The sequence below is a fragment of the Streptomyces sp. NBC_00322 genome (genome assembly GCF_036147535.1).
Lineage (GTDB): Bacteria > Actinomycetota > Actinomycetes > Streptomycetales > Streptomycetaceae > Streptomyces.
In genome coordinates this window covers 5,593,002-5,616,750 of record NZ_CP108019.1, presented here as the reverse complement: position 1 = coordinate 5,616,750, position 23,749 = coordinate 5,593,002, and the positions used below count along the sequence as shown (strand labels likewise).

Genomic DNA, 23,749 nt, shown 5'->3' with positions numbered 1-23,749 from the left:
GGCTCGACCGCACATTCAGCCCCGGGTTACATCAGCACGCGCCCTGGTCGCGCCAGACTCCCCATTCGCCCGTCGTGCCCGGCTCCTCGCCCTGCGTCCACCACTGCGCCTTCCAGGTGTGGCCCTTGTGCGAGACCAGGCCGCCGCCCGTGTAGACCGCCGTGCCGGACCAGGCCGCCGCCGTGCAGCCGGTCTGCGGCGTGCTCGGGGACGGAGAGGGGGTCGGGTCGCTCGCAGAGGGCGTCGGACTCGGCGTCGGGGTCGGGTCCGGGGTCGGGGAGCCGCCGACCGCCGTCACGATGTCGTTCAGCAGTGTCGTGTTGGCGTCCAGGCCGAGCAGCGAGTACATCATGGCGCCCGCCAGGCCACGGCTGTGCGCGTAGTCCGCACGCGCCTGGATCGCGCGCTTGTCGAGGCCGGTGAAGAACTCGCCGTCCTTGTAGAAGTACGCCGCCTTCGCCTCGTCGTCCCAGAACGTCGTCGCCGCGTTGTCGACGATCCCGCCGAGCTCCTTGTAATGCGCGATGCCCGCCTGCTGGCTCACCGGTCGGGCCGTCGACGCGCCGGCCGCGGACTGGGCGAGGCCGTTCTTCGCGCCCGCGGGGACGCCCTTCCAGCCGCGGTAGTAGAACTCGTAGCCGAGCGTCAGCTTGTCCGCCGGGAAACCGCCCGCGATGCCGTACGCCGTGTTCCCGTCCAGCCACGCGTCGATCGCGTTGTCGATCGAGTACTTCTGCGTGCCCGGGGCTATCGGGTCCGTCGGGTCGGACGCCGGGGAGTACAGCGGCGACTGGTGGTACGTCGGGCCGTCCGCGTCCCAGGCGCCGTGCATGTCGTACGTCATGATGTTCGCGTAGTCGAGATACGCGCCGATCTTGTCGGTCTCGATGTTCTTGATCTTGTCCTGGCCGGCCGGGAGCGCCGCCGTCAGCAGGTACTTCTTGCCGCCGTGCGCCGCGCCGTACTCGTCGAGCTGCTTGCGGAACTCGGCCAGCAGGAGCGTGAAGTTGGCCTTGTCCTCGGGCCCGTAGTGGTTGCCGAGGTGGCCGTTCTCCGAGCCCGGGTACTCCCAGTCGATGTCGATGCCGTCGAAGATCCCGGCGGCGGTGCCCGCGCCTCCGTAGCCGCCCTCGACGGGCAGGTCGCCCGCGATGTACTGCTTGACGCAGGAGGCCACGAACTTCTTGCGGCTCGCGTCCGTCAGGGCCGCGTCGTGGAAGTACTTGGAGTACGTCCAGCCGCCCAGCGAGATATTGATCTTCAGCTTGGGGTACTTCGCCTTCAGCTCCTTGAACTGGTTGAAGACGCCCACGATCGGCTGGTTCCAGGTGTCGGCCACGCCGTCGACGCTGTCCGCCGCCGCGAAGGACCTCTGGTAGTCGGCGTACGAATCGCCCGCGCCGTCACCGGCGTTGGGGTTGGCGTCGTCGCCCGCGGCCTTGTTCGCCTCGAAGCAGGTCAGGTCGGTGGGGTGGATATTGCCGAAGGAGTAGTTGATGACATCGAGCTTGCCCGCGATGCCGCGGGTGTCCAGGTGCTTGGGGTAGAAGGCGTTGCCGTACACGCTCCACTGGTCGTAGTACGCGATCTTCACCCCGCCGGACGAGGACGCGGCGGCATCCGCCGCCTGGGCCGAGCCGAGGCCGACGGACGCGGCGAGGGCGCCTGCGGCGAGCGCGGCGCTTGTGAGCGCGGCGATCAAGAGTCTGCGGGAGCGCACGGGCTTCCTCCGAGGGGGGTGTGCGGAACGGGAGTTGGAGAAGAGATAGCGATCCGGCCACCCCCGTCAATGGTCTGAACCAAATGAGGACTAGACCAATTTCCGCGAGAAACCCCTCGTCAAGCAGGTGCACCCCCAACAAGGAACCGCTCGCCACCATCAGTGACGAGCGGTTTTAGGACTGCCTTAAGGCCATCGGAGCAGGCGGTTCAGGAATGAACCACTCCACGCGGCAGATCGTAGGCGTCCGCGATCAGTTCGTACGAACGCAGCCGCACGTCGGCGCCATGCGCATTGGCCGTGATCATCAACTCGTCGGCCCCCGTGCGCTTCTGGAGGTCGTCCAGGCCCGTGCGTACCGCGTCCGGCGTGCCGTGAATGACATTCACCAGCCAGCTGTCGACGAACTCCCGCTCCATGGGGCTGAATTCATACGCCGCCGCCTCGTCGGGCGTCGGGATCAGACCGGGGCGGCCGGTGCGCAGCCGGACCATGGACAGCGCGCCCGTCAGGACCTGGCGGCGTGCCTCCTTCTCGTCGTCCGATGCGAGCGCGGAGACGCCGATCAGGGCGTACGGGGCATCCAGCACCGCGGACGGCCGGAAGGACTCGCGGTACAGGTCGAGCGCCGGAATCGTGTTCTGGGCCGAGAAGTGGTGGGCGAAGGCGAAGGGCAGTCCGAGCACTCCGGCCAGCCGGGCGCTGAAGCCGGAGGAGCCGAGCAGCCAGATCGGCGGCCGGCTGGAGGGGCCCTGCACGGGGCCGGGGACGGCGTGGATTCGGGCGTAGGGATGGCCGTCGGGGAAGTCGTCGTCCAGGAAGCGGGTGAGTTCGGCGAGTTGCTGCGGGAAGTCGTCCGCGCCCTCGTTCAGCCGCTCGGTACGGCGCAGTGCCGCCGCGGTCGCGCCGTCCGTGCCGGGTGCCCGGCCAAGACCCAGATCGACACGGCCCGGCGCGAGGGCCTCCAGGGTGCCGAACTGCTCGGCGATCACCAGCGGCGCGTGGTTCGGGAGCATCACGCCGCCCGAACCGAGGCGGATCCGCTCGGTGTGGGCGGCGAGATGGGCGAGGATCACGGCCGGGGAGGACGAGGCGACGCCGGGCATGGAGTGGTGCTCGGCGACCCAGTGGCGGTGGAAGCCGCGGCTCTCGGCGAGTCGGGAGATGTCCACGCTGGTGCGCAGCGCGTCGCTCGCGGTGCGGCCGACGCCGACCGTCACCAGGTCCAGTACCGACAGCGGTACGGGTGCGGTGCCGATCGCCGTGCCTCGAATCTCGTCCACCGGTGGGTCCTCCTGCGCATGAAAATAGGTACAGCGCAGTCAAACAGGAGGGCCTCTCCGTTTATTCCGGGTGCCCGGACTGCTCGGGGTGCCCGGACCATTCCGGGTCCTCGAACTATTCGGGGTGCTCGAACTCCAGCTTCTGGAAGAGCGTGCCGAGCTTCGGGCCGTACACCCACGCCCTGCGCTCCGCCAGCCGCAGCCCCTCCCACACGGTCACCTGGTTCGCCGTGAGCACCGGCTTGCCCACGGCCTCCTCCAGATCGGCGAGATACGCCGCCGTGTGCAGGGCGGTGTCCGGCAGCAGGACGACCTCGGCGTCGGGGTGGTCCCCCGCACGCGCCAGCTCCAGTACCTCCTCCCGGCCCCAGGTGCCCACCTCGGCCGCCGTGACGATCCCGCTCGCCCGGTCGGCCACGACCTCGGCCCCGGACGCCTTGAGGAAGGCGGTGAACAGGGCCGTGATGTCCTCCGGATAGGTCGCGGCGACCGCGACGCGCAGAGCGCCCAGCTCCCGCAGGGCGTGCGCGAAGCCGAAGGACGTGCTCGACGCGGGCATCCCCGCCGCCAGGGCGAGCGAGCGGATCTGCTCGTGCGCACCCTCCCAGCCGTACACGAAGCTCCCGCTGGTGCACGCCCACACCACCGACTCCGCACCCTCCAGCCGCAGCTGCTCCACCCGAGCCGCGAGCCGGTCCGCCGCGCCCATCCGCAGCAGCGCGTCGACGCGGTGCGCGTCCTCGCCGATGTCGGTGTGGACGACGGGCAGTCTGATGTCGCTGTCGAGCAGCACCTCGAGCCGGGGGTAGTCGTCCTCGGCGGAGTGGCCGGGGTAGAGGAGTCCGACCGTGGTCATGTCCAGCCTTCCTGGTCTTCGGGCCCAGCGGGCTGAGCCGGCTGAGCGGGCTCTGCGGGCGGGGCCTGGGGTGCGGGTGGCACGTCCGCCTGAGCCTCCGGCTGAAGCAGCAGGCCCTGATAGGGACCTACCGCATGCACGCCGATCCGGCGCAGCGCCGACCACATCGTCACCTGATTCGCGGAGAGCACCGGCATCCTCAGTTCGGCCTCCAGCTGCGGGATCGCGTCGTACGTCGGCAGATTGGTGCAGCTGATGAAGAGCGCGTCGGCCGCGCCCACCACCGCTTGGCGCGCCATGTCCACCACCGACCGGTACGGCACCTTCCAGATGTGCCGGGTCAGCCCGAGAAAAGCGCGTCCGGTGACGGTTGCCCCGGCTTCGCCGAGATACTCCTCCAGCGCCTCGGTGACCGATTCCGTGTACGGCGTGACCAGGGCGATACGGCCGACGCCCAGCTCGTCGAGTGCTTCGAGCAGGGCGCCGGAGGTGGTCAGCGAGGGCACCTCCCCCGCCGCGGTCATCGCCTCGCACATGGCCCGCTCACCGGCGAGACCGCCGACGAAACTCCCCGATGTGCAGGCGTAGGCGATCACCTCGGGCTCGGATGCGCTCAGCGCCCGTACCGCGTCGCGCAGTGTCTCGTGCTCGCTCACCAGGCGCGCGAGATCGAGGGAGACCTCGACGGGCACGTAGGGCGTACGGGTGAGCCGCAGAGAGACATCGTCGGGGACCCAGCGCCACAGCTCACGGTCCAGCGCGAAGTCGAAAGGGGCGACCACGCCGACACCGTGCTGGGGCTGTGGTCCGCCGAGGAAGGAGACATCCATAGCAGGCCCCCTTATGGCTCTGGCCCGTTGTTGACGACGTTAGGTTCGGGTGCGAGCGTGGTCAATCCGTACATGTCAGACTCCCCCGTAAACCCTTCGGGCACGGGAGGTGCCCCCGTCGAAACGGCTTCCGCTTGATGTCCGAACCCACTCTTCTGGTGCTTGCTGCCGACCCTGAGCCCCGTCTCGGCCGACTGGCCGGACGGGTCCACGTCCAGTACGCCGACGAGCAGACCCTGGCCGGTCAACTTCCGTACGCCGACGTGCTGTTGGTGTGGGACTTCACCTCCGAGGCGGTACGCGCCGCCTGGCCGGGCGAGGGTCCGCGTCCGCGCTGGGTGCACACCCCGAGCGCGGGCGTCGACCGGCTGCTCTGCCCGGAACTGATCGCTTCCGACACCGTCGTCACCAATGCGCGAGGAGTCTTCGAGGAGCCCATCGCCGAATACGTCGCCGGTCTGGTCCTGGCCATGGCGAAGGACCTCCCCGGCACCCTGGAACTCCAGCGGCAGCGGCGCTGGCGCCATCGCGAGGGCCTGCGGGTCGCGGGCACCCGGGCCACCGTCGTCGGCGCGGGCCCCATCGGCCGGGCCGTGGCCGGCACCCTGGAGGCACTGGGTGTCACCGTGGCGGTCGTGGGCCGTACCGAGCGCGCCGGCATCCATGGCGCCCAGGACCTGGATCCGCTGCTCGCCCGCGCCGACTGGGTGGTGTGCGCCGCGCCGCTCACCGACGCGACGCGCGGGATGTTCGGCGCGCGGCGCTTCGGTCTGATGCAGCCGTCGGCGCGGTTCATCAATGTCGGGCGCGGGCCGCTGGTCGTCGAGGACGATCTGGTGGCCGCGCTGAACAAGCGGTGGCTCGCGGGCGCGGCACTCGATGTCTTCGCCTCGGAGCCGCTCACGCCCGACAGCCCGCTCTGGGACGTGCCGGGGCTGATCGTCTCGCCGCACATGAGCGGCGACACGGTCGGCTGGCGCGACCGGCTCGGGGAGCAGTTCGTGGAGCTGTACGAATTGTGGGAGGCCGGAAAGCCGTTCCCGAACGTGGTCGACAAGAAACGTGGGTACGTCCCCATGCATGATGTCTCCGCTGACTGACCTCACCGCCCACCAGCTCCTGGCCGGCTACGAAAAAGGCGACTTCACACCCGTCGACGCGACCCGCGCGGCGCTGGAGCGGATCGAGGTGGTGCAACCGCTGGTGAATGCCTTCGTCCGGGTCGACGCCGAACAGGCACTGGCCCAGGCGCGCGCGTCCGCCGGGCGCTGGCACCGGGGGGAGCCCCAGGGGCTGCTCGACGGGGTTCCGGTGACCGTCAAGGACCTGCTGCTGCAGCGCGGAGGGCCGACGCTGCGCGGCTCCAAGAACGTCTCCGAACAGGGGAGTTGGGACGAGGACGCGCCGTCCGTCGCACGGCTGCGGGCACATGGCGCGGTCTTCCTGGGCAAGACGACGACCCCCGAGTTCGGCTGGAAGGGGGTCACCGACTCCCCGCGGCACGGGGTGACGGGCAATCCGTACGATCCGGCGCGCACTTCGGGTGGTTCCAGCGGCGGCAGCGCCGCGGCTGTCGCGCTCGGCGCGGGTGCGCTCTCGATCGGCACGGACGGCGGCGGCTCGATCCGCATCCCCGCGTCCTTCTGCGGCGTCTTCGGGCTGAAGCCGACGTACGGGCGCGTGCCGTTGTACCCGTCGAGCCCCTTCGGGACGCTCTCGCACGCGGGCCCGATGACCCGCGACGCCGCGGACGCCGCGCTGATGCTCGACGTCATCAGCGGCGAGGACTGGCGGGACTGGTCCCATCTGGGCCCGGCGGCGGGCGTGCGCGGCACACTCGCGCAGGGCGTGAAGGGGCTGCGCATCGCCTACTCGCCGTCCTTCGGCGGACAGGTGGCGGTACGCCCGGCTGTGGCGTCCGCGGTACGGCGGGCGGTGGGGGCGCTCGCCGAACTCGGCGCGTACATCGAGGAGTCCGACCCCGACATCGCCGACCCGGTGGAGTCCTTCCACACCCTGTGGTTCAGCGGCGCGGCCCGGCTGCTCCAGCCCTACGGGCCCCGCCAGCGCGAGCTGCTGGACCCGGGACTGCGGGAGATCGCCGGGCACGGCGCGCGGTACAGCGCGCTGGAGTACCTGGCGGCCGTGGACACCCGCATGGCGCTGGGCAGGCGGATGGGCCGCTTCCACACCTCCTACGACCTGCTGGTCACCCCGACCCTGCCGATCACGGCGTTCGAGGCGGGCCCGGAGGTCCCGGCGCACTCGGCGCACCACCGCTGGACGGGGTGGACGCCGTTCACGTACCCCTTCAACATGACGCAGCAGCCCGCCGCGACGGTGCCGTGCGGGCTCGACGAGGACGGGCTCCCGATCGGCGTCCAGCTGATCGGCCCGCGACACGCGGACGCGGTGGTCCTGCGGGCGGCGCACGCGCTGTACGAGTCGGGTGCGGCGGCGATTCCCGGGCCTACGCTCGCCGGAAGCTGAGCGTCTCGCCCAGCGCGCCCGCGCGCCACAGGTCCTGGCACGCGTCCGCCATCCGGTCCAGGCCGTCCACCACCGTGCCCCAGACGATGCCCGGCACCCACCCGGTGTCGCCGTTCAGCAGCAGGTTGTTCCGCTCGTAGAACAGCGCCAGGTCGACCGTCACCGGGCGGGAGACGTCGCGGTCGTATCCGTACGCCGCCGTGCTCAACTCCGTACCGCTGAAGGTGAAATAGCACAGATCACCCGGAATCGGGGTCACCGTCGGGTTCTCCAGCGGTGGCTCCTGTTCCGCGAACGCCGGGAACAGGGCGTAGATCTCATTGCGGGCGTACTTCGCGTGGTACACGTCCCCCGCGAGGGGCAGCGCGTCCCACACGGCCGCGCAGGCGAGCGGGGCCTTGTCGTCGAGGAGCTTCGCGGTGCAACGCACACCGCGCTTGTCGAGGGCTACGGTCACATATCGGTCGGCCATTTCGTACGCATACCCAGCCGGGAGCCGGGTAGCCGCGCGCCCATGGCTCGTACAAGACTGACAGGATCGATTCGCAGACGCACAGTGCTGCTCGGCACCGCTGCCGCCGGTGCCCTCGGCGCCGCGAGCGCGGCGGGCTGCAGCCGGGTGCCCTCGGGTGACGCGCTGGCCCGGCTCAAGTCCCAGCGCACGGTGCGCCTGGGCATCGCCGGCGAGGTGCCCTACGGGTATGTCGACGACCAGGGCGAGTTCACCGGGGAGGCTCCGGAGCTGGCCCGGGTGATCTTCAAACGGCTGGGGATCGACAGTGTCCAGCCGGTCGCCACGGACTTCGCCTCCCTCATACCCGGGCTCAACTCGCAGCAGTTCGACGTCGTCTCGGCCGGGATGTACATCAACAAGGAGCGCTGCGAGCAGGTCATCTTCGCCGACCCCGAGTACCAGATGCTCGACGCTTTCATCGTGCGCAAGGGCAATCCCAAGAACCTGCACACCTACGAGGACGTGGTGAAGGCGAAGGCGAAGTTCGCCACCGGCACCGGCTATGCGGAGATCGACTACGCGGTCGCCGCCGGCTATCCGGAGAAGGACATCGTCATCCTCCAGGACCAGGTGGCGGGCCTGAACGCCGTCGAGTCGGGCCGGGTCGACGTCTTCGCGGGCACCGCGCTGACCACCCGCGAGGTGGTGAAGAAGAGCCGGAAGGCAGAGGCGACCGAGCCGTTCGCGGCCGTCGTGGACGGCGAGAAGAAGATCGACGGCGGCGGCTTCGCCTTCCGTCCCACCGACACCGAGCTGCGCGACGCGTTCAACGTCGAGATACACAAGATGAAGAAGAGCGGCGAGCTCTTCCGCATACTGCGGCCGTTCGGCTTCACCAAGAACGAGATGACCGCTCTCACTGCCGAGGAGCTGTGCCGATGACAGCCGGACTCTGGCAGAACTGGGTACTTCCGGGCATCTGGATCACCGTCCAACTGCTGGTGTACAGCGCGGTGCTGGCCGGTTTCGTCGCCTTCGCCGTCGGTATGGCCCGCACCCACCGCTCCCCCTTCGTCCGCTTCCTGGCGGGCTTCTACACCGAGATCTTCCGCGGCACGTCCGCGCTGGTCCTGATGTTCTGGCTCTTCTTCGTGCTGCCTCCGCTGCTGGGCTGGCAGCTCGTCCCGATGTGGGCCGCGGTGCTGGCACTTGGCCTCTCCTACGGCGCGTACGGCGCGGAGATCGTGCGCGGCGCGCTGAACTCGGTGGCGCCGGCCCAGCGCGAGGCCGGCGTCGCGCTCAGCTTCTCGCCCTGGCAGCGGATGCGGCTGATCCTGCTGCCGCAGGCGGTGCCGGAGATGATCCCGCCGTTCTGCAATCTGCTGGTGGAACTGCTCAAGGGCACGGCGCTGGTGTCGCTGCTCGGGGTGGGCGACGTCTCCTTCGCGGCGTACCTGGTGCGGCTCGCGACCCAGGAGAGCGCACAGATCTACACCGTCAGCCTGGTCATCTACTTCGTGCTCGCCTTCGTCATCACACGCTCCATGAAGGCCCTTGAGACGAAGACCAAGAGGAATATCGGCGTCGCGGTCTCGGGAGGTGGCGCGAAGTGAACTGGGACTGGTCCGCCGTCTGGGACTTCATGCCGCGCTTCTGGGACGGCGTGCTGATCACGCTGCAGATCCTGGTGCTCGGCTCGCTGATCTCCTTCACTCTCGGCCTCCTCTGGGCGATCGGATTCCGCGCGCCCACCCGTTTCGTACGGTGGCCGGTGAACCTGATCACGGAGTTCATCCGCACCACACCGCTGCTGGTGCAGCTCTTCTTCCTCTACTTCGTACTGCCGGAGTGGGGCGTGCAGTTCTCGGCGCTGACCACGGGAACGATCGCGATCGGGCTGCACTACTCGACGTACACCGCGCAGGTCTACCGGGCGGGCATCGAAGCCGTGCCGGCCGGTCAGTGGGAGGCGGCGACGGCGCTGAGCCTGCCCGCCCACCGCACCTGGTTCGCGGTGATCCTGCCGCAGGCGGTCCGGCGCATCACACCGGCGCTGGGCAACTACGTCATCGCGATGCTGAAGGACACACCGCTGCTCGCCGCGATCGGCGTCCTGGAGATGCTCCAGGAGTCCCGGCTGGAGAGCGCCTCGACGTTCCAGTACACCGAGCCGCTGACCGTGATCGGCATCGCCTTCATTCTCATCGCCTATCCGGCTTCCCTTCTCGTACGAGCCCTGGAGCGCCGTCTTGTCCGCTGACACCACTCCCACCGATACGACGTCCGAGCTGATCCGCTTCGAGAATGTGACGAAGCGCTTCGGCGACAACACCGTCCTCGACAACCTCTGTTTTTCGGTGAAACCCGGCAAACACGTCACGCTGATCGGTCCGTCGGGTTCCGGAAAGACGACGATCCTGCGGCTGCTGATGACGCTGGCGACGCCCGACGAGGGCACGATCCGGGTGAACGGGAACCGGCTGTTTCCGGCCGCCGAGAAGGAGCGGCGGGAAGCGCGCAAGCAGATCGGCATGGTCTTCCAGCAGTTCAATCTCTTTCCCAATATGACCGCTCTGCGGAATATCACCGAGGCTCCCGTGCGCGTGCTCGGCATGTCCAAGGACGAGGCCGAGGTGCGCGCCAAGGAGCTGCTGGAGCTGGTCGGCCTCGGCGACCGCTGTGACGCGAAGCCGACCCAGCTGTCGGGCGGCCAGCAGCAGCGGGTGGCGATCGCCCGGGCGCTGGCGATGCGCCCGCAGGTGCTGCTCCTCGACGAGGTGACCTCGGCACTCGACCCCGAGCTGGTGGCCGGCGTGCTGGACGTACTGCGGGACATCGCGCGCTCGACGGACATCACGATGCTGTGTGTCACGCACGAGATGAACTTCGCGCGGGACATCTCCGACGAGGTGCTGATGTTCGACGCGGGCAGGGTCATCGAGTCCGGATCGCCGGAAAAAATCTTCTCCGATCCGGAGCAGGAACGTACTCGCGAGTTTCTCGGTGCGGTGCTCTGACCATTTACTCGGGTCGATAAGTGTGACCCTGGCATATGCCAATTGGATGCGCCCCAGCTTATGCGGCTGGGGCGCACCATCATTCTCGCCAACAGCCGCCCCGGAAACGGCTCTTGGCCGCTATCGTGGTACGGAAGCTTGCGGTAACAACCTGGTAGGGGGAAACCGTGGCGCTGAAGCCCGAGCCGACCGCGCCGTTCCACTCGGTGCAATACGTCTTGCGTGTCCTGGAGACGATCTCGAAGCACGGTGGCGGTGTCACCGATGTCCAGATCGCACGCGAGACAGGTCTGCCGACCGGCCATCTGGCTCCCATGCTGGCGATGCTGCGCCGCGAGGGCTATGTGGAACAGGTCGCGGACGGCGCCTATGTGATCGGCGACTCCCTGATCCTGCTCGGCTCGGGGATCACCCGCCAGCAGGCGCTGGAGGCGAAGATCCAGGAGACGCTCACCGAGCTGCGCGACTCCGTGGGCGCGGCCGTCTACATCAGCCGGTACATCGACGGCGAGGTCAAGATCACCCAGTACGCGGACGGCCCGCGCGCCCCGAAGGTCAACGAGTGGGTGGACTTCCGCTCGGCGGCGCACGCGAGCGCGGTCGGCAAGTGCCTGCTGACCCAGCTGGATGTGAACGGCCGCCGTGACCACCTCTCGCGCCACAAGATCGCCCGCCTGACCTCGCGGACGATCACCAGCGAGAAGCTGCTCTTCTCCAAGCTGGACAGCCAGCCTCCGACGGTCCCGGTGCTGGACCTCCAGGAGTACGCGGTGGGCACGGTCTGCGCGGCGGTCCCGCTGACGGCGGGCTCGGCCGTGGGGTGCCTGGCGCTGTCCATGCCGATCGAGCACGCCCACCGACTGCGCTCGGCGGCCGACCTGCTGAACCGCAAGGCGGCGCCGGTGGTGCTGTCGCTGGCGATCTAGGGCGTGTGCTCGCGGGGTGCCCCCGGGGGGTGTCAGGAGCACCCCTCCGGACCAGGTATTATTTTCGACGTCAGCAAGCGCCGCTAGCTCAGTTGGTTAGAGCAGCTGACTCTTAATCAGCGGGTCCGGGGTTCGAGTCCCTGGCGGCGCACAGACAGGGAAAGCCCCTCGCTCACGCGAGGGGCTTTCTCATGTGTGATCCGCGCAGCACGGGGTGGGATCGGGAGCCTCGAACGGCACCAGGCTGCCGCCCACCGCGGGCATCACCGTGAGCACCAGCCGTCCCTCCCGCCACTCGGGCCGTACATGGTCGCGTGTGACCAGCCGTCGGCCGGGGTCCACGGCGCCGGGCGCGCCCAGGGCGGCCACCTCGTCGACGGCGGAGGCGGCCGACAGCTCGCCGACGGTCAGCGTGCCGGGGCTGTTCCCCCACCCCGCCCCCGCTCCGCGTACTCCGCCTCCAGCGCCGACCGGTCCTGGACGCCCAGCAACCGATACGACCCCGCGCCCCCCGGCCGCCACCACACCGGGTCCCCACCCCCGAACCCCACCCTCCGCAACCCCATCCGGTGAACCTTGTTCGTCGCCGTCACCGGCAGCTCCCGCAGCACCCGTACGAACCGCGGCGCCATCTTCGTGCCCAGGTCCGGCTGCGCCGCCAGGAAGTCGGCGAAGGCCTCCGGGTCGAAGGACTCCCCGTCCCGAAGGGCCACCGCCGCCATCACCTGGTCGCCCGACACCGGGTCGGGCACGGCGTAGACCGCGACCGCCGCCGCGGGCTCCCAGCGGGCGAGGATATTCTCGATCATCGCGGCGGCGAGGTTCTCGCCGTCGACCCGCAGCCGGTCGTCCGTACGGCCCGCGAAGTACAGGAAGCCCTCCGCGTCGCGGAAGAAGAGGTCGCCGGTCCAGTACCAGCCGCCGCGGGTCCGGGCCGCGTCCGCCTCGGGGTGGCGCCAGTAGCCCTCGAAGGGGTTCGGGCCGCGGTTGACCAACTCCCCTATCGCTTCGTCCCCGTTGAGCAGCCGCCCGTCCTCGTCCAGCGCCGCGGCCGCCCGTTCCTTGCCCGTGTCGGGGTCGACCACCGCGAGGTCGTCGCCGGGACCGGCCCTGCCTATCGCGCCGACGGGCGTGTCGGGGGTCCGCTGGATCGCCGCGCCGCCTTCGGAGGAGCCGTAGCCCTCGACGAGGCGTACGCCGAAGCGCGCCTGGAAGCGGGCCGCGTCCATCGCGCCCGCCTCGGTGCCGAAGCCCAGCCGCAGGGAGTGCGAACGGTCGTCGTCGCGCTCGGGCGTGGCCAGCAGGTACTGCACCGCCCGGCCGACGTAGGTGAAGTACGTGGCGCCGAACTCCCGTACGTCGGACAGGAAGCCCGAGGCCGAGAAGCGCCGGCGCAGCGCGACTGCCGCGCCCGCCGACAGCGCGGGCGCCCAGTCGGCGATGACGGCGTTGCCGTGGAACATCGGCATACAGATGTAGTGCACGTCGTCCGCGCGCACGCCGAAGTGCGCGACGAGGGACGCGCCCGCCGCCGCGAGCCGCCCCTGGGAGCAGATCGCGGCCTTGGGCGCGCCCGTCGACCCGGAGGTGAAGTACAGCAGCAGCCGGCTGCCGGGCCCGACAGGGCCGAGCGTGGCCTCGCCCGGTACGGCGGCGGCGTACGGGGCGAGGAGCTCGGCGTAGTCGGCGTCGTCGGGATCGGTCACCAGCACCCGTGTCCCCGGCAGTTCGAGACCGTCGAGGAGGGGAAGGCGGGAGCGTTCGGTGACCAGCACCCGGCAGTCGGTGTGCCGGATGTCGCGGGCCAGTTCGGGCCCGCGCCGGGTCGGGTTGATGCCTGCCACGGCGGCTCCGGCAAGAGCCGCCGCGCTGAGCCACAGGGGAAACTCAGGGGTGTTGTCGAGCAGTACCCCGAGGTGTGGCTCGGCTCCGCGCGGCATCAGGTCCACAAGGAGCGCGGCCCGTGCTGCGGCGCCCGCGGCCATCTGGTGGTGGGTGAGCGAGTGACCGTGGTCTCTCAGGCCCACCCGATGATCGCCCCATTGGCGCTGTACGAGCTCCGCGACGGTGCATGCTTCCGCGTTCCTCATGACGCCGCACGGTAACTGACTATCTGTCAGAACTGAACGTCCGAACAGGCATAGAAGGCGTTGCCGGTGTCGTGCACCGTCCACACCGCGAGGATCACGTGCCTGCCGGACTTCGAGGGCAGCGTCCCGGAGTGACTGAGCGTGGACGGCGGGCGCTGGCCGTTGTAGGGGATCGTCAGGAACGGCTGCGAGTCGAGCGAGGCGCGGGTGAGCTTCTGGCTCGGGTTCCAGCCGTTCTTGGTGATGTAGTACTTGAAGTCGGTCGTCGCGTGCATGGCGGTGAACTGCCACCGGAAGGTGTAGTTCTGGCCCGAGGAGACCTTGGTAGTGGGCCAGGTGCCGCCACGCGGGTCGTCGAGCTGCGAGAAGCGGCTGTTGCCACCGGCGCAGATCGTTCCGTCGGCCGGGCCCGCGGCCGGGAAGCCCTTGGGGCCTTCGACGCTCTGGGGTTCGTAGATGATCTCGCCGCAGTCGGCGACCGTGCGGTTGGCGCAGAGCTTCTGGCGGCTGATGGGCGAGTCGGTGTAGCCGTGGCTGCTGGCGCTGCCGGTGGCGAGCACTGTGGTGCCCGCTACGGCGAGACCGACCACGGCCGCGCTTATCTTCTTGCGCATGCTTCGCTCCTGGAGAACGTGGGGGAGTTCAGGCGAGCCGTGCTGCACGCGTGCGGTGGTACGTATTCCGGTCTAGACCAAGTCCCAGGGTATTAACGGAACTTGAACATGTCCAGACCAATCACGTACCTTCCGCGGCCCCACAACGCCCGGTGTAGAAGGCGATCGTGAGGTCCTTCACCAGAGCCTTGCGCTCGTAGTCGTCGAGCTCCACGAGCCCCCGCGCGGTCAGCCTGCTCACCGTCTCCTCCACCGCGTCCACCACCGAAGTCAGCACGCTGTCACGGTGCTTGGCGTCGATCGCCGCGATCCGCCGGCGCTGCATCGCGGCCGCCACCTCCGGCGCGTACTCGATCCCCGTGGGCTGCGCCGAGAAGACCTCGATCCCCACCGGCGCGCAGTCCGCCGACAGCATCCGGGTCAGCGCGTCGCCGACCGCCTCCGCGTCGCGCAGCGTGGGTGCCTCCTCGTGGAAGGCGTCGGCGGGCAGCTGCGAGAGCACCCGCGCCATCGCCGCCTCGACCTGCTCGCTCAGATAGTCCTCGTGGTCCTCGACACCGAGCGCGGCACGCGCCGTGTCCGCCACCCGCCACACCACGAGCACGACGACCCGCAGCGCGGTGCCGTCCGCGTCGACCGCGGGCATGGGTTCGCTGCGCCAGTGCCGCAGCCGTACGTCCACGCGCCGACGCAGCACCAGCGGGCTCACCCACAGCAGTCCCGTACGCCGCACGCTGCCGCAGTAGTCGCCGAAGAGCGTGAGCACCCAGGCCTGGCCGACGCGTCCGCGCCCGAGCCCGCCGAAGGCGAAGAGCACCAGGATCACGCCGAGCGTGAGCAGGCACCACAGTCCGAACCCGATGCCGTGGAACGGATGCGGGGTCAGCCCGAGCAGTCGCGCCACCGGGCCCGGCACCGCCCCGGCACCCCACAGCACCGCGCCGATCCCGCCGAGCGCGCACGCGCCCGCGACCAGACCGGTCCAGCCGGGCAGCGCGGACGCGGCGCGCTCGCCCAGGTCCGGATCGACGGGCGGCGCGGGTCGCAGAGGCACGGCGGCCGGCGGCGCGGGCCTGCGCCCGACCTTGGGCTGCTCTCCGGTGCCCTGCCGCCGCGCCACCACGGCGGAGCGCAGGGCGATCGGCTGGGAGTCGTCGTCACGGAAGAGGAGATGCACCGGGATCTCGGTGGTCGCCTCCTGGGCGATCACGGGGGTGTGCCGCGGGCCGTCGGACGTCGGTTCGCCGTCGGGCTCCGAGGTCGTGGTGTTCATGACTGCCGCCTCCACTGATGGGTTCGGTGCGTGTCTCAGGCGAAGAGCCGGCGCCAGGTCTCAGGCCCGGGGAATCCGTCCGCCGCCGCGCCGCGCCAGCCCTGGGCCCGCTGGAAGGCCTCGACATTGCGCCGGTCCGCCTCGTCCCAGACCGGCCCGGGGGCGGCTGTGTAGTGCTTGCCGAAGCCGAGTTCGACCAGCTTCCGGCCGAGCTGGGTGACATGCGCGCTGGACCGGCCGGGCCTGAAGTGCCGGGACCCGGGGTACATGGGCTTCGCCGCGCTCGTGCCGCCGGGGCCGGGCGCCGCCTCCGGGATGCTCGTGCCCTGCTTGGTCGCCAGGAGCTGCCAGGTCTGCGCGCTCGGCATCCCGTCGGCGGCCGGGCCGCGCCAGCCCTGGGCGAGCTGGAAGGCCTCGGTGGCCCGCCGGTCGGCCTCGCCCCAGACCGGCCCGGGGCCCTTGGTGTAGAAGTGCTTGCCGCCGCGCTCGGCGAGCATCTCGCCGAGCTTGGTGATGTACGCGTTGTTCGCGCCGGGGCCGAAAGCCGTCGCGCCCGGATACTCATCGGCGGAGACCGGCCCGCTCGCGGTGGTCGTCCCGGTGATGAGGCCGTTGTAGCGGTAGGGCAGATAGCGGTCGGCGTTGGTCCAGTACCCCATGGGCGTGGGCTGCTTGCGGGTGTGCGGCTTCGTCTGCTCGTACGCGACGTAATAGGTGTGCGTGTAGTCGGTCCAGCCGCCGAAGATCGTGACGTGCGAGCCCGTGGTCGGATTGTCCGGGTTGTGGAAGAGCAGGATGTCTCCGGGCTCCAGCTCCTCGCGCGTGATCCGGGTGGCGAACTGCGCGAGGCTCCCGGTCCACTCGTTGCTGCCCATGTTCCAGGCCATCGAGACATAGCCCGAGCAGTCCTGGCGATACCCGTCCGACCAGTACTGGTCCATGCTGTACGGGACTTTGGCGGCCACCCACTGCTTGGCGCGGTTGATGATCTCGGCCCGGGTGACCGGACGCAGCGGGGCGGAGGCTGTGGCGGTGGTGGGTCTGCCGGAGGGGCCGTGCAGCGGGGCGGTGCCGCCCTGCTCGTGGGTGGACTCGGGATCGTCGACGGAAGCGGCCGCCCCCGGCGCGGAGGCGGGCGCGGAGGCGACCCCGACGGGCGTCGCCGTCCCCGTCGCTGCTGCTGCTCCTCCTCCGCCGCCGCCCAGGACCACACCCGCCGCCGTGAACAGCACGAGTGCCCGGCGGCAGCCGTGTGCGGCCGGGTGCTCCCCCGCGGCCAGAGCCCGGCGCTGCTGCGCGCACCCTGCACAGTCGCAGTCGGCGGTGGGCTCGAACTCCTCGAATACCGGCGCGGTCATACGTGGCCCCTGTCACTGATCGATCTGTCACGTTTGATCGCATTTTGACGGAGTAGCGGTAATAAACGACGATCCGACAGGCCGGAACGATCAGATAATGGCCAGTAGCACCCTTCGCCGTCCGGTAGAGTTCTCTGGGTCAGCAGGCGCCGCTAGCTCAGTTGGTTAGAGCAGCTGACTCTTAATCAGCGGGTCCGGGGTTCGAGTCCCTGGCGGCGCACGCAACACCGAGGCCCCCTCACGGCGAGTGAGGGGGCCTCGGTCGTATCTACGGCCATTTTCGGCCACCCCGCACCCGAACACCGCTCGCCCACAAGGGTGCCTAAAATCGTACATTTATCCGCTTAGGTGCTTCATTCACCCTTGCGATCATGGCTGGGGTCGTAGAACCTATCCTGGAAGCAATGACTCCAATGGGGCATCCATTTCGCGTAGTTGGGGGTAGTACAGGCGCATCAGTCCGTTGTCGGAGTACGGGGAAGGGGACCCCGTTCACGGTCCGAACACGTGACGGGCATGATGCAACCGGCGAGTGACTGTTTCGTGTCTGTAGGGACGGTGGCCCGCCACTGATGTGTCCAGGGCAACTGGTCGAGGGGGACCGGGGTCAGGACTTAAGAACCGACCACATCACACGCAGCCAGCATGCGTGCGGGGGGATGACTCATGACGTCGACGCCGAACGGCGCCGGGCAGCAAAACGACCCTTCCCTGACGACTCAGCTCCGGGTACCCGCCCATCTGCGCACCGGAGGGCACCGGCTGCGCCCGAAGAAGGCGCTGCCCCGGTACGACTACGAGCACTACAGCCGCCTCGCCGGCCCCCTCACCCAGCCCGATCCCACCAAGCCGTACACCGTGCAGTACCGCTCCCTGCTCTCGCAGGAGCCGCACCGCATACGGGCCGCCCTGCTGCTGGGAGCCGCGCCGCTGGTGTCGCTGGGTCTGTTCGCCTGGCTGATGCAGCCACAGCACTGGACCGAGCGCGATCCGAACCTCAAGAACGACACGCTGCTCATTCTCGACATCGTCATGCTCGTCTCGATCGGTCTGATCGAGCTCTTCCGCACGATGAACGTCCTGTCCAACGCGCACGCGACGCTGGTGGCGCGTGATCCCGTCCCCGTGGTGCCCGAGTCAGGCACCAAGGTCGCCTTCCTCACCTCCTTCGTGCCGGGCAAGGAGCCCCTGGAGATGGTGACCAAGACCCTGGAGGCGGCCGTCAGGATCCGCCACCGCGGGCTGATGCACGTCTGGCTCCTCGACGAGGGCGACGACCCCGCCGTCAAGGAGGTGTGCGCGCGGCTCGGCGTCCACCACTTCTCGCGCAAGGGCATAGCGAAGTGGAACCAGGCCAAGGGCGCCCACCGCGCCAAGACCAAGCACGGCAACTACAACGCCTGGCTCGAGGCGCACGGCGGCAACTACGACTTCTTCGCCTCCGTCGACACCGACCACGTCCCGCTGCCCAACTATCTGGAGCGGATGCTCGGTTACTTCCGCGACCCCGACGTCGGTTTTGTCATCGGCCCGCAGGTCTACGGCAATTACGACACGTTCGTCACCAAGGCCGCCGAGTCCCAGCAGTTCCTCTTCCACGCCCTGATCCAGCGCGCGGGCAACCGCTACGGCGCGCCCATGTTCGTCGGCACTTCCAACGCCGTACGCATCAAGGCGCTCAAGCAGATCGGCGGTCTGTACGACTCGATCACCGAGGACATGGCCACCGGCTTCGAGATGCACCGCGCCAGCAACCCGGACACCGGGAACAAGTGGCGTTCGGTCTACACCCCGGACGTGCTGGCCGTCGGCGAGGGGCCCACGGCCTGGACCGACTTCTTCACCCAGCAGCTGCGCTGGTCGCGGGGCACGTACGAAACGATCATGAAGCAGTACTGGAAGGGCTTCTACTCCCTGCCGCCGGGCAAGCTCTTCAACTACACGATGATGATCATCTTCTACCCGATGTCGGCCCTCAACTGGATCCTGGCGGCGCTGAGCTGTGCGCTGTTCCTGGGCATGGGCGCCTCGGGTGTGCAGATCGACCCCACGATCTGGATGATGCTGTACGGCAATGCCTCGGCGCTCCAGATCGGCCTCTACATCTGGAACCGCCGCCACAACGTCTCGCCGCACGAGCCCGAGGGCTCCGGCGGACTCGCGGGCATGGTCATGTCCGCGCTCTCCGCGCCGATCTACGCACGCTCGCTGATGGACGCCGTACTGCGCCGCAAGAGCAAGTTCGTCGTGACCCCCAAGGGCGACTCGTCCAGCCCGGACACCCTCTTCGGCACCTTCCGGATCCATCTCTTCTTCATCCTCGTCTTCGGCGGATCGCTGGGCTCCTCCTTCTACTTCGGGCACGACCATCCGGCGATGATCACGTGGGCGACGCTGGCCCTGCTGATCACCGCGGCGCCGATCTTCGCCTGGCGCCACGGCATCCGCGCGGAGAAGAAGAAGCGCACACGGCGGCACGGCGGCGGGCGGCCGCCGGCCGCACAGCCCGAGGCCCATGTGCCGCAGCAGCGGCCGGGCTCCGTCGCAGAACAGACCATGCAGATCGCCCTTGGGGGACGTAAGAAATGAGCACGCTGCCCGTCCGGCCGAACCACCGCAAGAACCGGGCCCGCCGGATAGCGATCGGCGCCGCGGTGATCGTCGCGGTGGCCGGCTTCAACGGGCCCGCGCTGTGGCGCTTCGGCTCGGATCAGTACCACGACTACAAGATCAACAAGCCCGAGTACAAGGCTGCGAACGGTCACTGGGACTTCCTGGACGTCCCCGCCGAGTACCGCATCAACACCATCCACGCCGCGCTGCTGCACACCGGCAAGGTGCTGCTCATCGCCGGATCGGGCAACAACCAGAAGAACTTCGACGCGAAGAAGTTCGAATCGGTGCTGTGGGATCCCAGGACCAATGAGTTCAAGAAGATCCCCACACCCAAGGACATGTTCTGCGCCGGGCACACCCAACTGCCCGACGGCAAGCTCCTGGTCGCGGGCGGCACCAAGCGGTACGAGAAGCTCAAGGGCGACACCACCAAGGCCGGCGGCCTGATGGTCGTGCACAACGAGGACCCGGACGAGCCCAAGACGCTGCCCGCGGGCACCAAGTTCACCGGCAAGCAGAACGGCAAGACCTTCGTCTCCAAGGACCCCGTCCTGGTGGAGAAGGCGAAGAAGGTCTTCGACCCGGCGACGGGCAAGTTCCTGCGGACCGAGCCGGGCCTCGGCCGCATCTACGTCGAGGCCGAGGAGTCCGGTAAGGACCACGAGACCGGCACCGAGGACAACTACCGCGTGCAGGGCCTCAAGGGCTCCGACGCCCGCAACATCTACGGCATCGCGCAGAAGCTCGCCCTCGACAAGAAGGACTTCCAGGGCATCAAGGAGGCCTACGAGTTCGACCCGGTGGCGGAGAAGTACATCACCGTCGACCCGATGAACGAGGCTCGCTGGTACCCCACGCTGACCACGCTCAAGGACGGCAAGGTCCTCGCGCTCTCCGGCCTCGACGAGATCGGGCAGATCGTCCCCGGCAAGGACGAGGTCTATGACCCGAAGACCAAGAAGTGGCAGTACACCGGGATCATCAGGAAGTTCCCCACCTACCCGGCGATCTTCCTGATGGACAACGGCAAGCTCTTCTACTCCGGCTCCAACGCCGGGTACGGACCGGCCGACGTCGGCCGCGCGCCGGGCGTCTGGGACCTGAAGACGAACAAGTTCGTCAAGGTCCCCGGGCTGAGCGACCCGGACAAGATGGAGACCTCCGCCACGGTCATGCTGCCGCCCGCCCAGGACCAGAAGTTCATGGTCATCGGCGGCGGCGGGGTCGGCGAGTCCGAGAAGGCGAGTGAGAAGTCCCGCCTGGTCGACCTCAAGGAGAACAACCCCCGCTTCAAGGACGGCGCTTCACTGGAGAAGGGCACGCGCTATCCGAGCGCCTCGCTGCTGCCGGACGACTCGATCCTGGTGACCGGAGGCTCCTCGGACTACCGGGGGCGCGGCGGCTCGAACGTACTCCAGGCGCGCACGTACGACCCGAAGACCGGCACGTACAAGCGGGTCGCCGACCCCGCGGTGGGGCGCAACTACCACTCGGGCTCGGTGCTGCTCCCCGACGGCCGCGTCATGATCTTCGGCTCGGACTCGCTGTTCGCGGACAAGGCGAACACGAAGCCGGGCGTCTTCGAGCAGCGCATCGAGATCTACACGCCGCCGTATCTCTACCGGGACTCCAAGCCGGTGGTGAGCGGGGGCCCGAAGTCGATCGCGCGCGGGGACACGGGGACGTTCAAGGTCAAGAACGCCGCGTCCGTCAAGACGGCGAAGCTGATACGGCCGAGCGCGGTCACGCATGTCACGGACACGGATCAGCGGTCGATCGCGCTGGACGTGAAGAAGGCGGCGGGCGGGGTCGAGGTGACGGTGCCGTCGAATCGGGCGTTGGTGCCGTCGGGCTGGTACATGCTGTTTGTGACGGACGAGAAGGGGACGCCGTCGGAGGGTGTGTGGGTGGAGGTTCCGTAGCCCTTCGGGCGTGTCCTCAAACGCCGGCGGGGCTGGATGTGCGGCCCTGCCGCACATTTCAGCCCCGTGGGGGTCCCCCCGGACGAAGTCTGGGGGAGTTTGAGGCGCGGGGTCTGGGGCGGAGCCCCGGTTACGGGGAGGGGCGGGGTGGGGCTGTATCGATTTGCGGCTCCGCCGCGTGGGGCCCGCCGCAGGCGACCCGCACCGCCCCCACCCCACCGCCTACTTCGACGCCCGCGCCAACCCCAGCGCGTACTCCGCCCACCACTCCCCCGCCCGCGGCCCACCCCTGCACTCCCCGTCCGACTCCCCAGGCCGCTTGACCCACAGATACGCGTCGACGAGCGCGTCGCCCGTCCGCGTCGTCGGTTTCTCGCCCAGCGCGCGGCCCGGCGGATTGCACCACGGGTCCTGGCTCGCGGTGTACGGGCCGTTGCCATTACGGCTGGTGTCGATCACGAAGTGCTTGCCGCCGACCTTCGCGGACAGCTTGCGGCCGAACTCCTTGCTCGCCGCGGTCGGATAGAAGTTGGAGACGTTGACGGAGAAGCCGTCGGCCTTGTCGACCCCGGCTCGTCGCAGCGGGTCGAACAGCGCGTCCGGCTGCGACCAGCCCGCGTTGCCCGCGTCCAGATACACCTTCGTGTTCGGCTGCTGCTTCAGCCGCTCGACGGCACCCTTGAGCAGGTCGAACCGCTCTTCGTGGAACTCCTGCGGCGTGCACGTGTCCACGAGATGCAGCACCGCGTCCGGCTCCAGGATCACCGTGGCCCGCCGGTCGCCGATCCCTGCCGCGACCTTGCCGACCCACTCCCGGTAGGCGTTGCCGTCGGCCGCGCCGCCCTTGGAGAACTGTCCGCAGTCGCGGTGCGGGATGTTGTAGAGGACGAGCAGTGCGTCCCGGTCGGCCTGCGCGGCCGCCTCGGTGAAGCCCTTGGCCTCGGCCTCCGGTTTGTCCGGGCCGATCCATTCGCCGACGGGCTGCTCGGCGATCTTCTTGATCAGTTCGGCGTTCTTGTCGTCGCCGTCCTTGCGGTACGCGGCAACCTGCCGCGCGGCCTTCCCGTCGGGATTGACCCAGTAGGGATCGTTCGCCTTGGGCTGCTGGCTCACCGCCGGTTTGTTGTCCTCGCCGTCGTCGGTGGAACAGCCTGCGAGCAGAAGCAGCACCGCCGCCCCCGCCGCGGCCCCGCACAGGCGGGCACGCCCGGTGGAACTCCCGTACATCCACTCCCCCTTGGCTGCACTTGCAGGTGACCGCCACCCGGGCTTTCCACCGGACAAGACAGGTCGAATCCATCCTGACACACGCGCGGCGAGAGCCACGAGCCCGCACCTCGTCGCGGTGTGCTCGCCGGGCGACGGGAAGGAAATAGCCACCGAGGGCGACGAGTTCACGACATGGTGTTATCCCGCCCCTAGGCCCGGCCCACCGACCGCTCTAGAGTGTCGGGCAACGGCCCCGGCCCCTGACCTTGAGCGCGACCGGACCAACCAGAACCTCCCGTGCCGGTGCCGGGCTTCTCCCGCAGCCCGGGCGCCCGCGGTCGAGGACCGGCTCGGCCGACGGCCCCTGGGGGGAGCATGTCGTCGGTCGAGCCAGGTTGGACCCTGTCGACTGCTTCGCCCACTACTCCTTCACCACCGCGGTCAGATACGCCGAGACGACCACATTCGCGTTGTACGTGCGTGTCGCGCGGTCGAACGTGCCGCCGCAGGTGATCAGCCGCAGCTCCGCCCGCCCGTCCTCGCGCGGCCCGTAGACCTTCCGCGGATCGAAGCGGTCCCGGCCGAAGACCTGGATGTCGTCGATGGTGAACTCCACGACCGAGCCGTCGGTCCTGCTCACCCGGACCTTCTCGCCGGGGCGGGCGGAGCTCAGCCCGTAGAAGACGGCCGGTTTTGTCTCTGTGTCGACATGACCCACGAGCAGCGCCGCGCCGGACGCTCCCGGCTGCGTGCCGCTGCCGTACCAGCCGACGGTGTTCTGCATGGCGTACGGCGGAGGGTCGACCGCGCCGGCGGAGTCCAGACCGCGCGGGACGACGGGGGCGGCGACGCCTATCGACGGTATCTCCACCCGGTCGGGCGTGGCGGGGCTCAGCGGATCGAGGGCGGGCGGCAGGGGCACGCCGAGCGGCCGTCCGACCGCCGCCACATCGCCCGTGGTCGGCGCGGAGGTGCCGCCGAAACCGCCGGTGAACCCTTTGCCCCAGAGCCACAGCCCGAGCAGGAGTACCGCCCAGGCCACTCCGGTGAGCAGCCGACCGGTCCCCGCCGAGCGTTCGGCGGAGGACATG

The 23,749-nt window shown here is 69.3% G+C and carries 21 protein-coding genes and 2 tRNA genes; 11 read left to right on the top strand and 12 right to left on the bottom strand.

Translation table 11 applies throughout. The annotated features are described in order from the left end of the window. Positions 1-31 precede the first annotated feature (31 nt). The 4 genes from OG905_RS25755 to OG905_RS25740 form a co-directional block, all read right to left on the bottom strand. On the bottom strand, positions 32-1,720 hold the full coding sequence (locus tag OG905_RS25755) for a glycosyl hydrolase family 18 protein (protein WP_328677613.1): 1,689 nt from the start codon (positions 1,718-1,720) through the stop codon (positions 32-34). 209 nt (positions 1,721-1,929) lie between these two features. Further along, entirely contained in the window at positions 1,930-3,003 is a 1,074-nt protein-coding gene (locus OG905_RS25750) for an LLM class flavin-dependent oxidoreductase (protein WP_328677612.1), read from the bottom strand. 115 nt (positions 3,004-3,118) lie between these two features. Beyond that, positions 3,119-3,859: a maleate cis-trans isomerase family protein gene (locus OG905_RS25745; RefSeq protein WP_328677610.1), complete on the bottom strand. Its 741-nt coding sequence runs from the start codon at positions 3,857-3,859 to the stop codon at positions 3,119-3,121. Beyond that, positions 3,856-4,689, bottom strand: coding sequence for a maleate cis-trans isomerase family protein (locus tag OG905_RS25740; protein WP_328677608.1), 834 nt, complete (start codon positions 4,687-4,689; stop codon positions 3,856-3,858). Before OG905_RS25740 ends, OG905_RS25745 begins: the two co-directional genes overlap by 4 nt. Before the next feature lie 137 nt (positions 4,690-4,826). Between OG905_RS25740 and OG905_RS25735 the strand changes: the two genes are divergently transcribed. Both OG905_RS25735 and OG905_RS25730 read left to right on the top strand, forming a co-directional pair. Further along, positions 4,827-5,789 (top strand): D-2-hydroxyacid dehydrogenase, encoded by a 963-nt coding sequence (locus OG905_RS25735; protein ID WP_328677606.1) that lies wholly within the window; start codon positions 4,827-4,829, stop codon positions 5,787-5,789. Further along, on the top strand, positions 5,773-7,179 hold the full coding sequence (locus tag OG905_RS25730; RefSeq protein WP_328682602.1) for an amidase: 1,407 nt from the start codon (positions 5,773-5,775) through the stop codon (positions 7,177-7,179). The genes OG905_RS25735 and OG905_RS25730 overlap by 17 nt, the downstream gene beginning before the upstream one ends. Here the strand turns inward: OG905_RS25730 and OG905_RS25725 are convergent. Beyond that, a complete protein-coding gene (locus tag OG905_RS25725; protein ID WP_324980290.1) occupies positions 7,160-7,651 on the bottom strand; it encodes a DUF3830 family protein in 492 nt (163 codons plus the stop codon). The two genes, OG905_RS25730 and OG905_RS25725, sit on opposite strands and share 20 nt — an antisense overlap. A 42-nt stretch (positions 7,652-7,693) precedes the next feature. Between OG905_RS25725 and ehuB the strand changes: the two genes are divergently transcribed. The 6 genes from ehuB (at position 7,694) to OG905_RS25695 (ending at position 11,727) form a co-directional block, all read left to right on the top strand. Then, complete coding sequence (gene ehuB, locus OG905_RS25720) at positions 7,694-8,575, top strand: ectoine/hydroxyectoine ABC transporter substrate-binding protein EhuB (protein ID WP_328677602.1); 882 nt, start codon at positions 7,694-7,696, stop codon at positions 8,573-8,575. After that, the gene (gene ehuC, locus OG905_RS25715) at positions 8,572-9,246 is read left to right on the top strand and encodes an ectoine/hydroxyectoine ABC transporter permease subunit EhuC (RefSeq protein ID WP_328677600.1); all 675 of its coding nucleotides are present in this window, start codon (positions 8,572-8,574) and stop codon (positions 9,244-9,246) included. The genes ehuB and ehuC overlap by 4 nt, the downstream gene beginning before the upstream one ends. Further along, positions 9,243-9,893 (top strand): ectoine/hydroxyectoine ABC transporter permease subunit EhuD, encoded by a 651-nt coding sequence (gene ehuD / locus OG905_RS25710; RefSeq protein ID WP_328677599.1) that lies wholly within the window; start codon positions 9,243-9,245, stop codon positions 9,891-9,893. The genes ehuC and ehuD overlap by 4 nt, the downstream gene beginning before the upstream one ends. After that, a complete protein-coding gene (ehuA, locus tag OG905_RS25705) occupies positions 9,883-10,650 on the top strand; it encodes an ectoine/hydroxyectoine ABC transporter ATP-binding protein EhuA (RefSeq protein WP_328677597.1) in 768 nt (255 codons plus the stop codon). Before ehuD ends, ehuA begins: the two co-directional genes overlap by 11 nt. Positions 10,651-10,817: 167 nt before the next feature. After that, positions 10,818-11,576: an IclR family transcriptional regulator gene (locus OG905_RS25700; RefSeq protein WP_324980305.1), complete on the top strand. Its 759-nt coding sequence runs from the start codon at positions 10,818-10,820 to the stop codon at positions 11,574-11,576. A gap of 77 nt (positions 11,577-11,653) precedes the next feature. Next, a tRNA-Lys gene (locus OG905_RS25695) sits at positions 11,654-11,727 on the top strand. 38 nt (positions 11,728-11,765) lie between these two features. Here the strand turns inward: OG905_RS25695 and OG905_RS25690 are convergent. The 5 genes from OG905_RS25690 to OG905_RS25670 all read right to left on the bottom strand — a co-directional run bounded on the left by OG905_RS25690 (position 11,766) and on the right by OG905_RS25670 (position 16,911). Then, entirely contained in the window at positions 11,766-11,945 is a 180-nt protein-coding gene (locus OG905_RS25690) for a hypothetical protein (protein ID WP_328677596.1), read from the bottom strand. Between the two features lie 38 nt (positions 11,946-11,983). Then, a complete protein-coding gene (locus OG905_RS25685) occupies positions 11,984-13,666 on the bottom strand; it encodes an AMP-binding protein (RefSeq protein ID WP_328677595.1) in 1,683 nt (560 codons plus the stop codon). Between the two features lie 26 nt (positions 13,667-13,692). Continuing rightward, a complete protein-coding gene (locus tag OG905_RS25680; protein ID WP_328677593.1) occupies positions 13,693-14,280 on the bottom strand; it encodes a lytic polysaccharide monooxygenase auxiliary activity family 9 protein in 588 nt (195 codons plus the stop codon). Positions 14,281-14,401: 121 nt separating this feature from the next. Further along, positions 14,402-15,553, bottom strand: coding sequence for an SPFH domain-containing protein (locus OG905_RS25675; RefSeq protein ID WP_443043989.1), 1,152 nt, complete (start codon positions 15,551-15,553; stop codon positions 14,402-14,404). 35 nt (positions 15,554-15,588) lie between these two features. Next, positions 15,589-16,911, bottom strand: a complete 1,323-nt coding sequence (locus OG905_RS25670; protein WP_328677592.1) for a peptidoglycan-binding protein — start codon at positions 16,909-16,911, stop codon at positions 15,589-15,591. A 146-nt stretch (positions 16,912-17,057) separates the two neighbouring features. Here OG905_RS25670 and OG905_RS25665 point away from each other — a divergent pair. The 3 genes from OG905_RS25665 to OG905_RS25655 all read left to right on the top strand — a co-directional run bounded on the left by OG905_RS25665 (position 17,058) and on the right by OG905_RS25655 (position 21,449). After that, positions 17,058-17,131, top strand: a tRNA-Lys gene (locus OG905_RS25665). 446 nt (positions 17,132-17,577) lie between these two features. Beyond that, entirely contained in the window at positions 17,578-19,500 is a 1,923-nt protein-coding gene (locus OG905_RS25660) for a glycosyltransferase family 2 protein (protein ID WP_328677590.1), read from the top strand. Then, positions 19,497-21,449: a galactose oxidase-like domain-containing protein gene (locus tag OG905_RS25655; RefSeq protein ID WP_328677588.1), complete on the top strand. Its 1,953-nt coding sequence runs from the start codon at positions 19,497-19,499 to the stop codon at positions 21,447-21,449. The genes OG905_RS25660 and OG905_RS25655 overlap by 4 nt, the downstream gene beginning before the upstream one ends. 222 nt (positions 21,450-21,671) lie before the next feature. Here the strand turns inward: OG905_RS25655 and OG905_RS25650 are convergent, their stop codons facing one another. Both OG905_RS25650 and OG905_RS25645 read right to left on the bottom strand, forming a co-directional pair. After that, complete coding sequence (locus OG905_RS25650; protein ID WP_328677586.1) at positions 21,672-22,676, bottom strand: glycoside hydrolase family 6 protein; 1,005 nt, start codon at positions 22,674-22,676, stop codon at positions 21,672-21,674. Between the two features lie 403 nt (positions 22,677-23,079). Next, positions 23,080-23,748 (bottom strand): class F sortase, encoded by a 669-nt coding sequence (locus OG905_RS25645; RefSeq protein ID WP_328677583.1) that lies wholly within the window; start codon positions 23,746-23,748, stop codon positions 23,080-23,082. Position 23,749 lies beyond the last annotated feature (1 nt).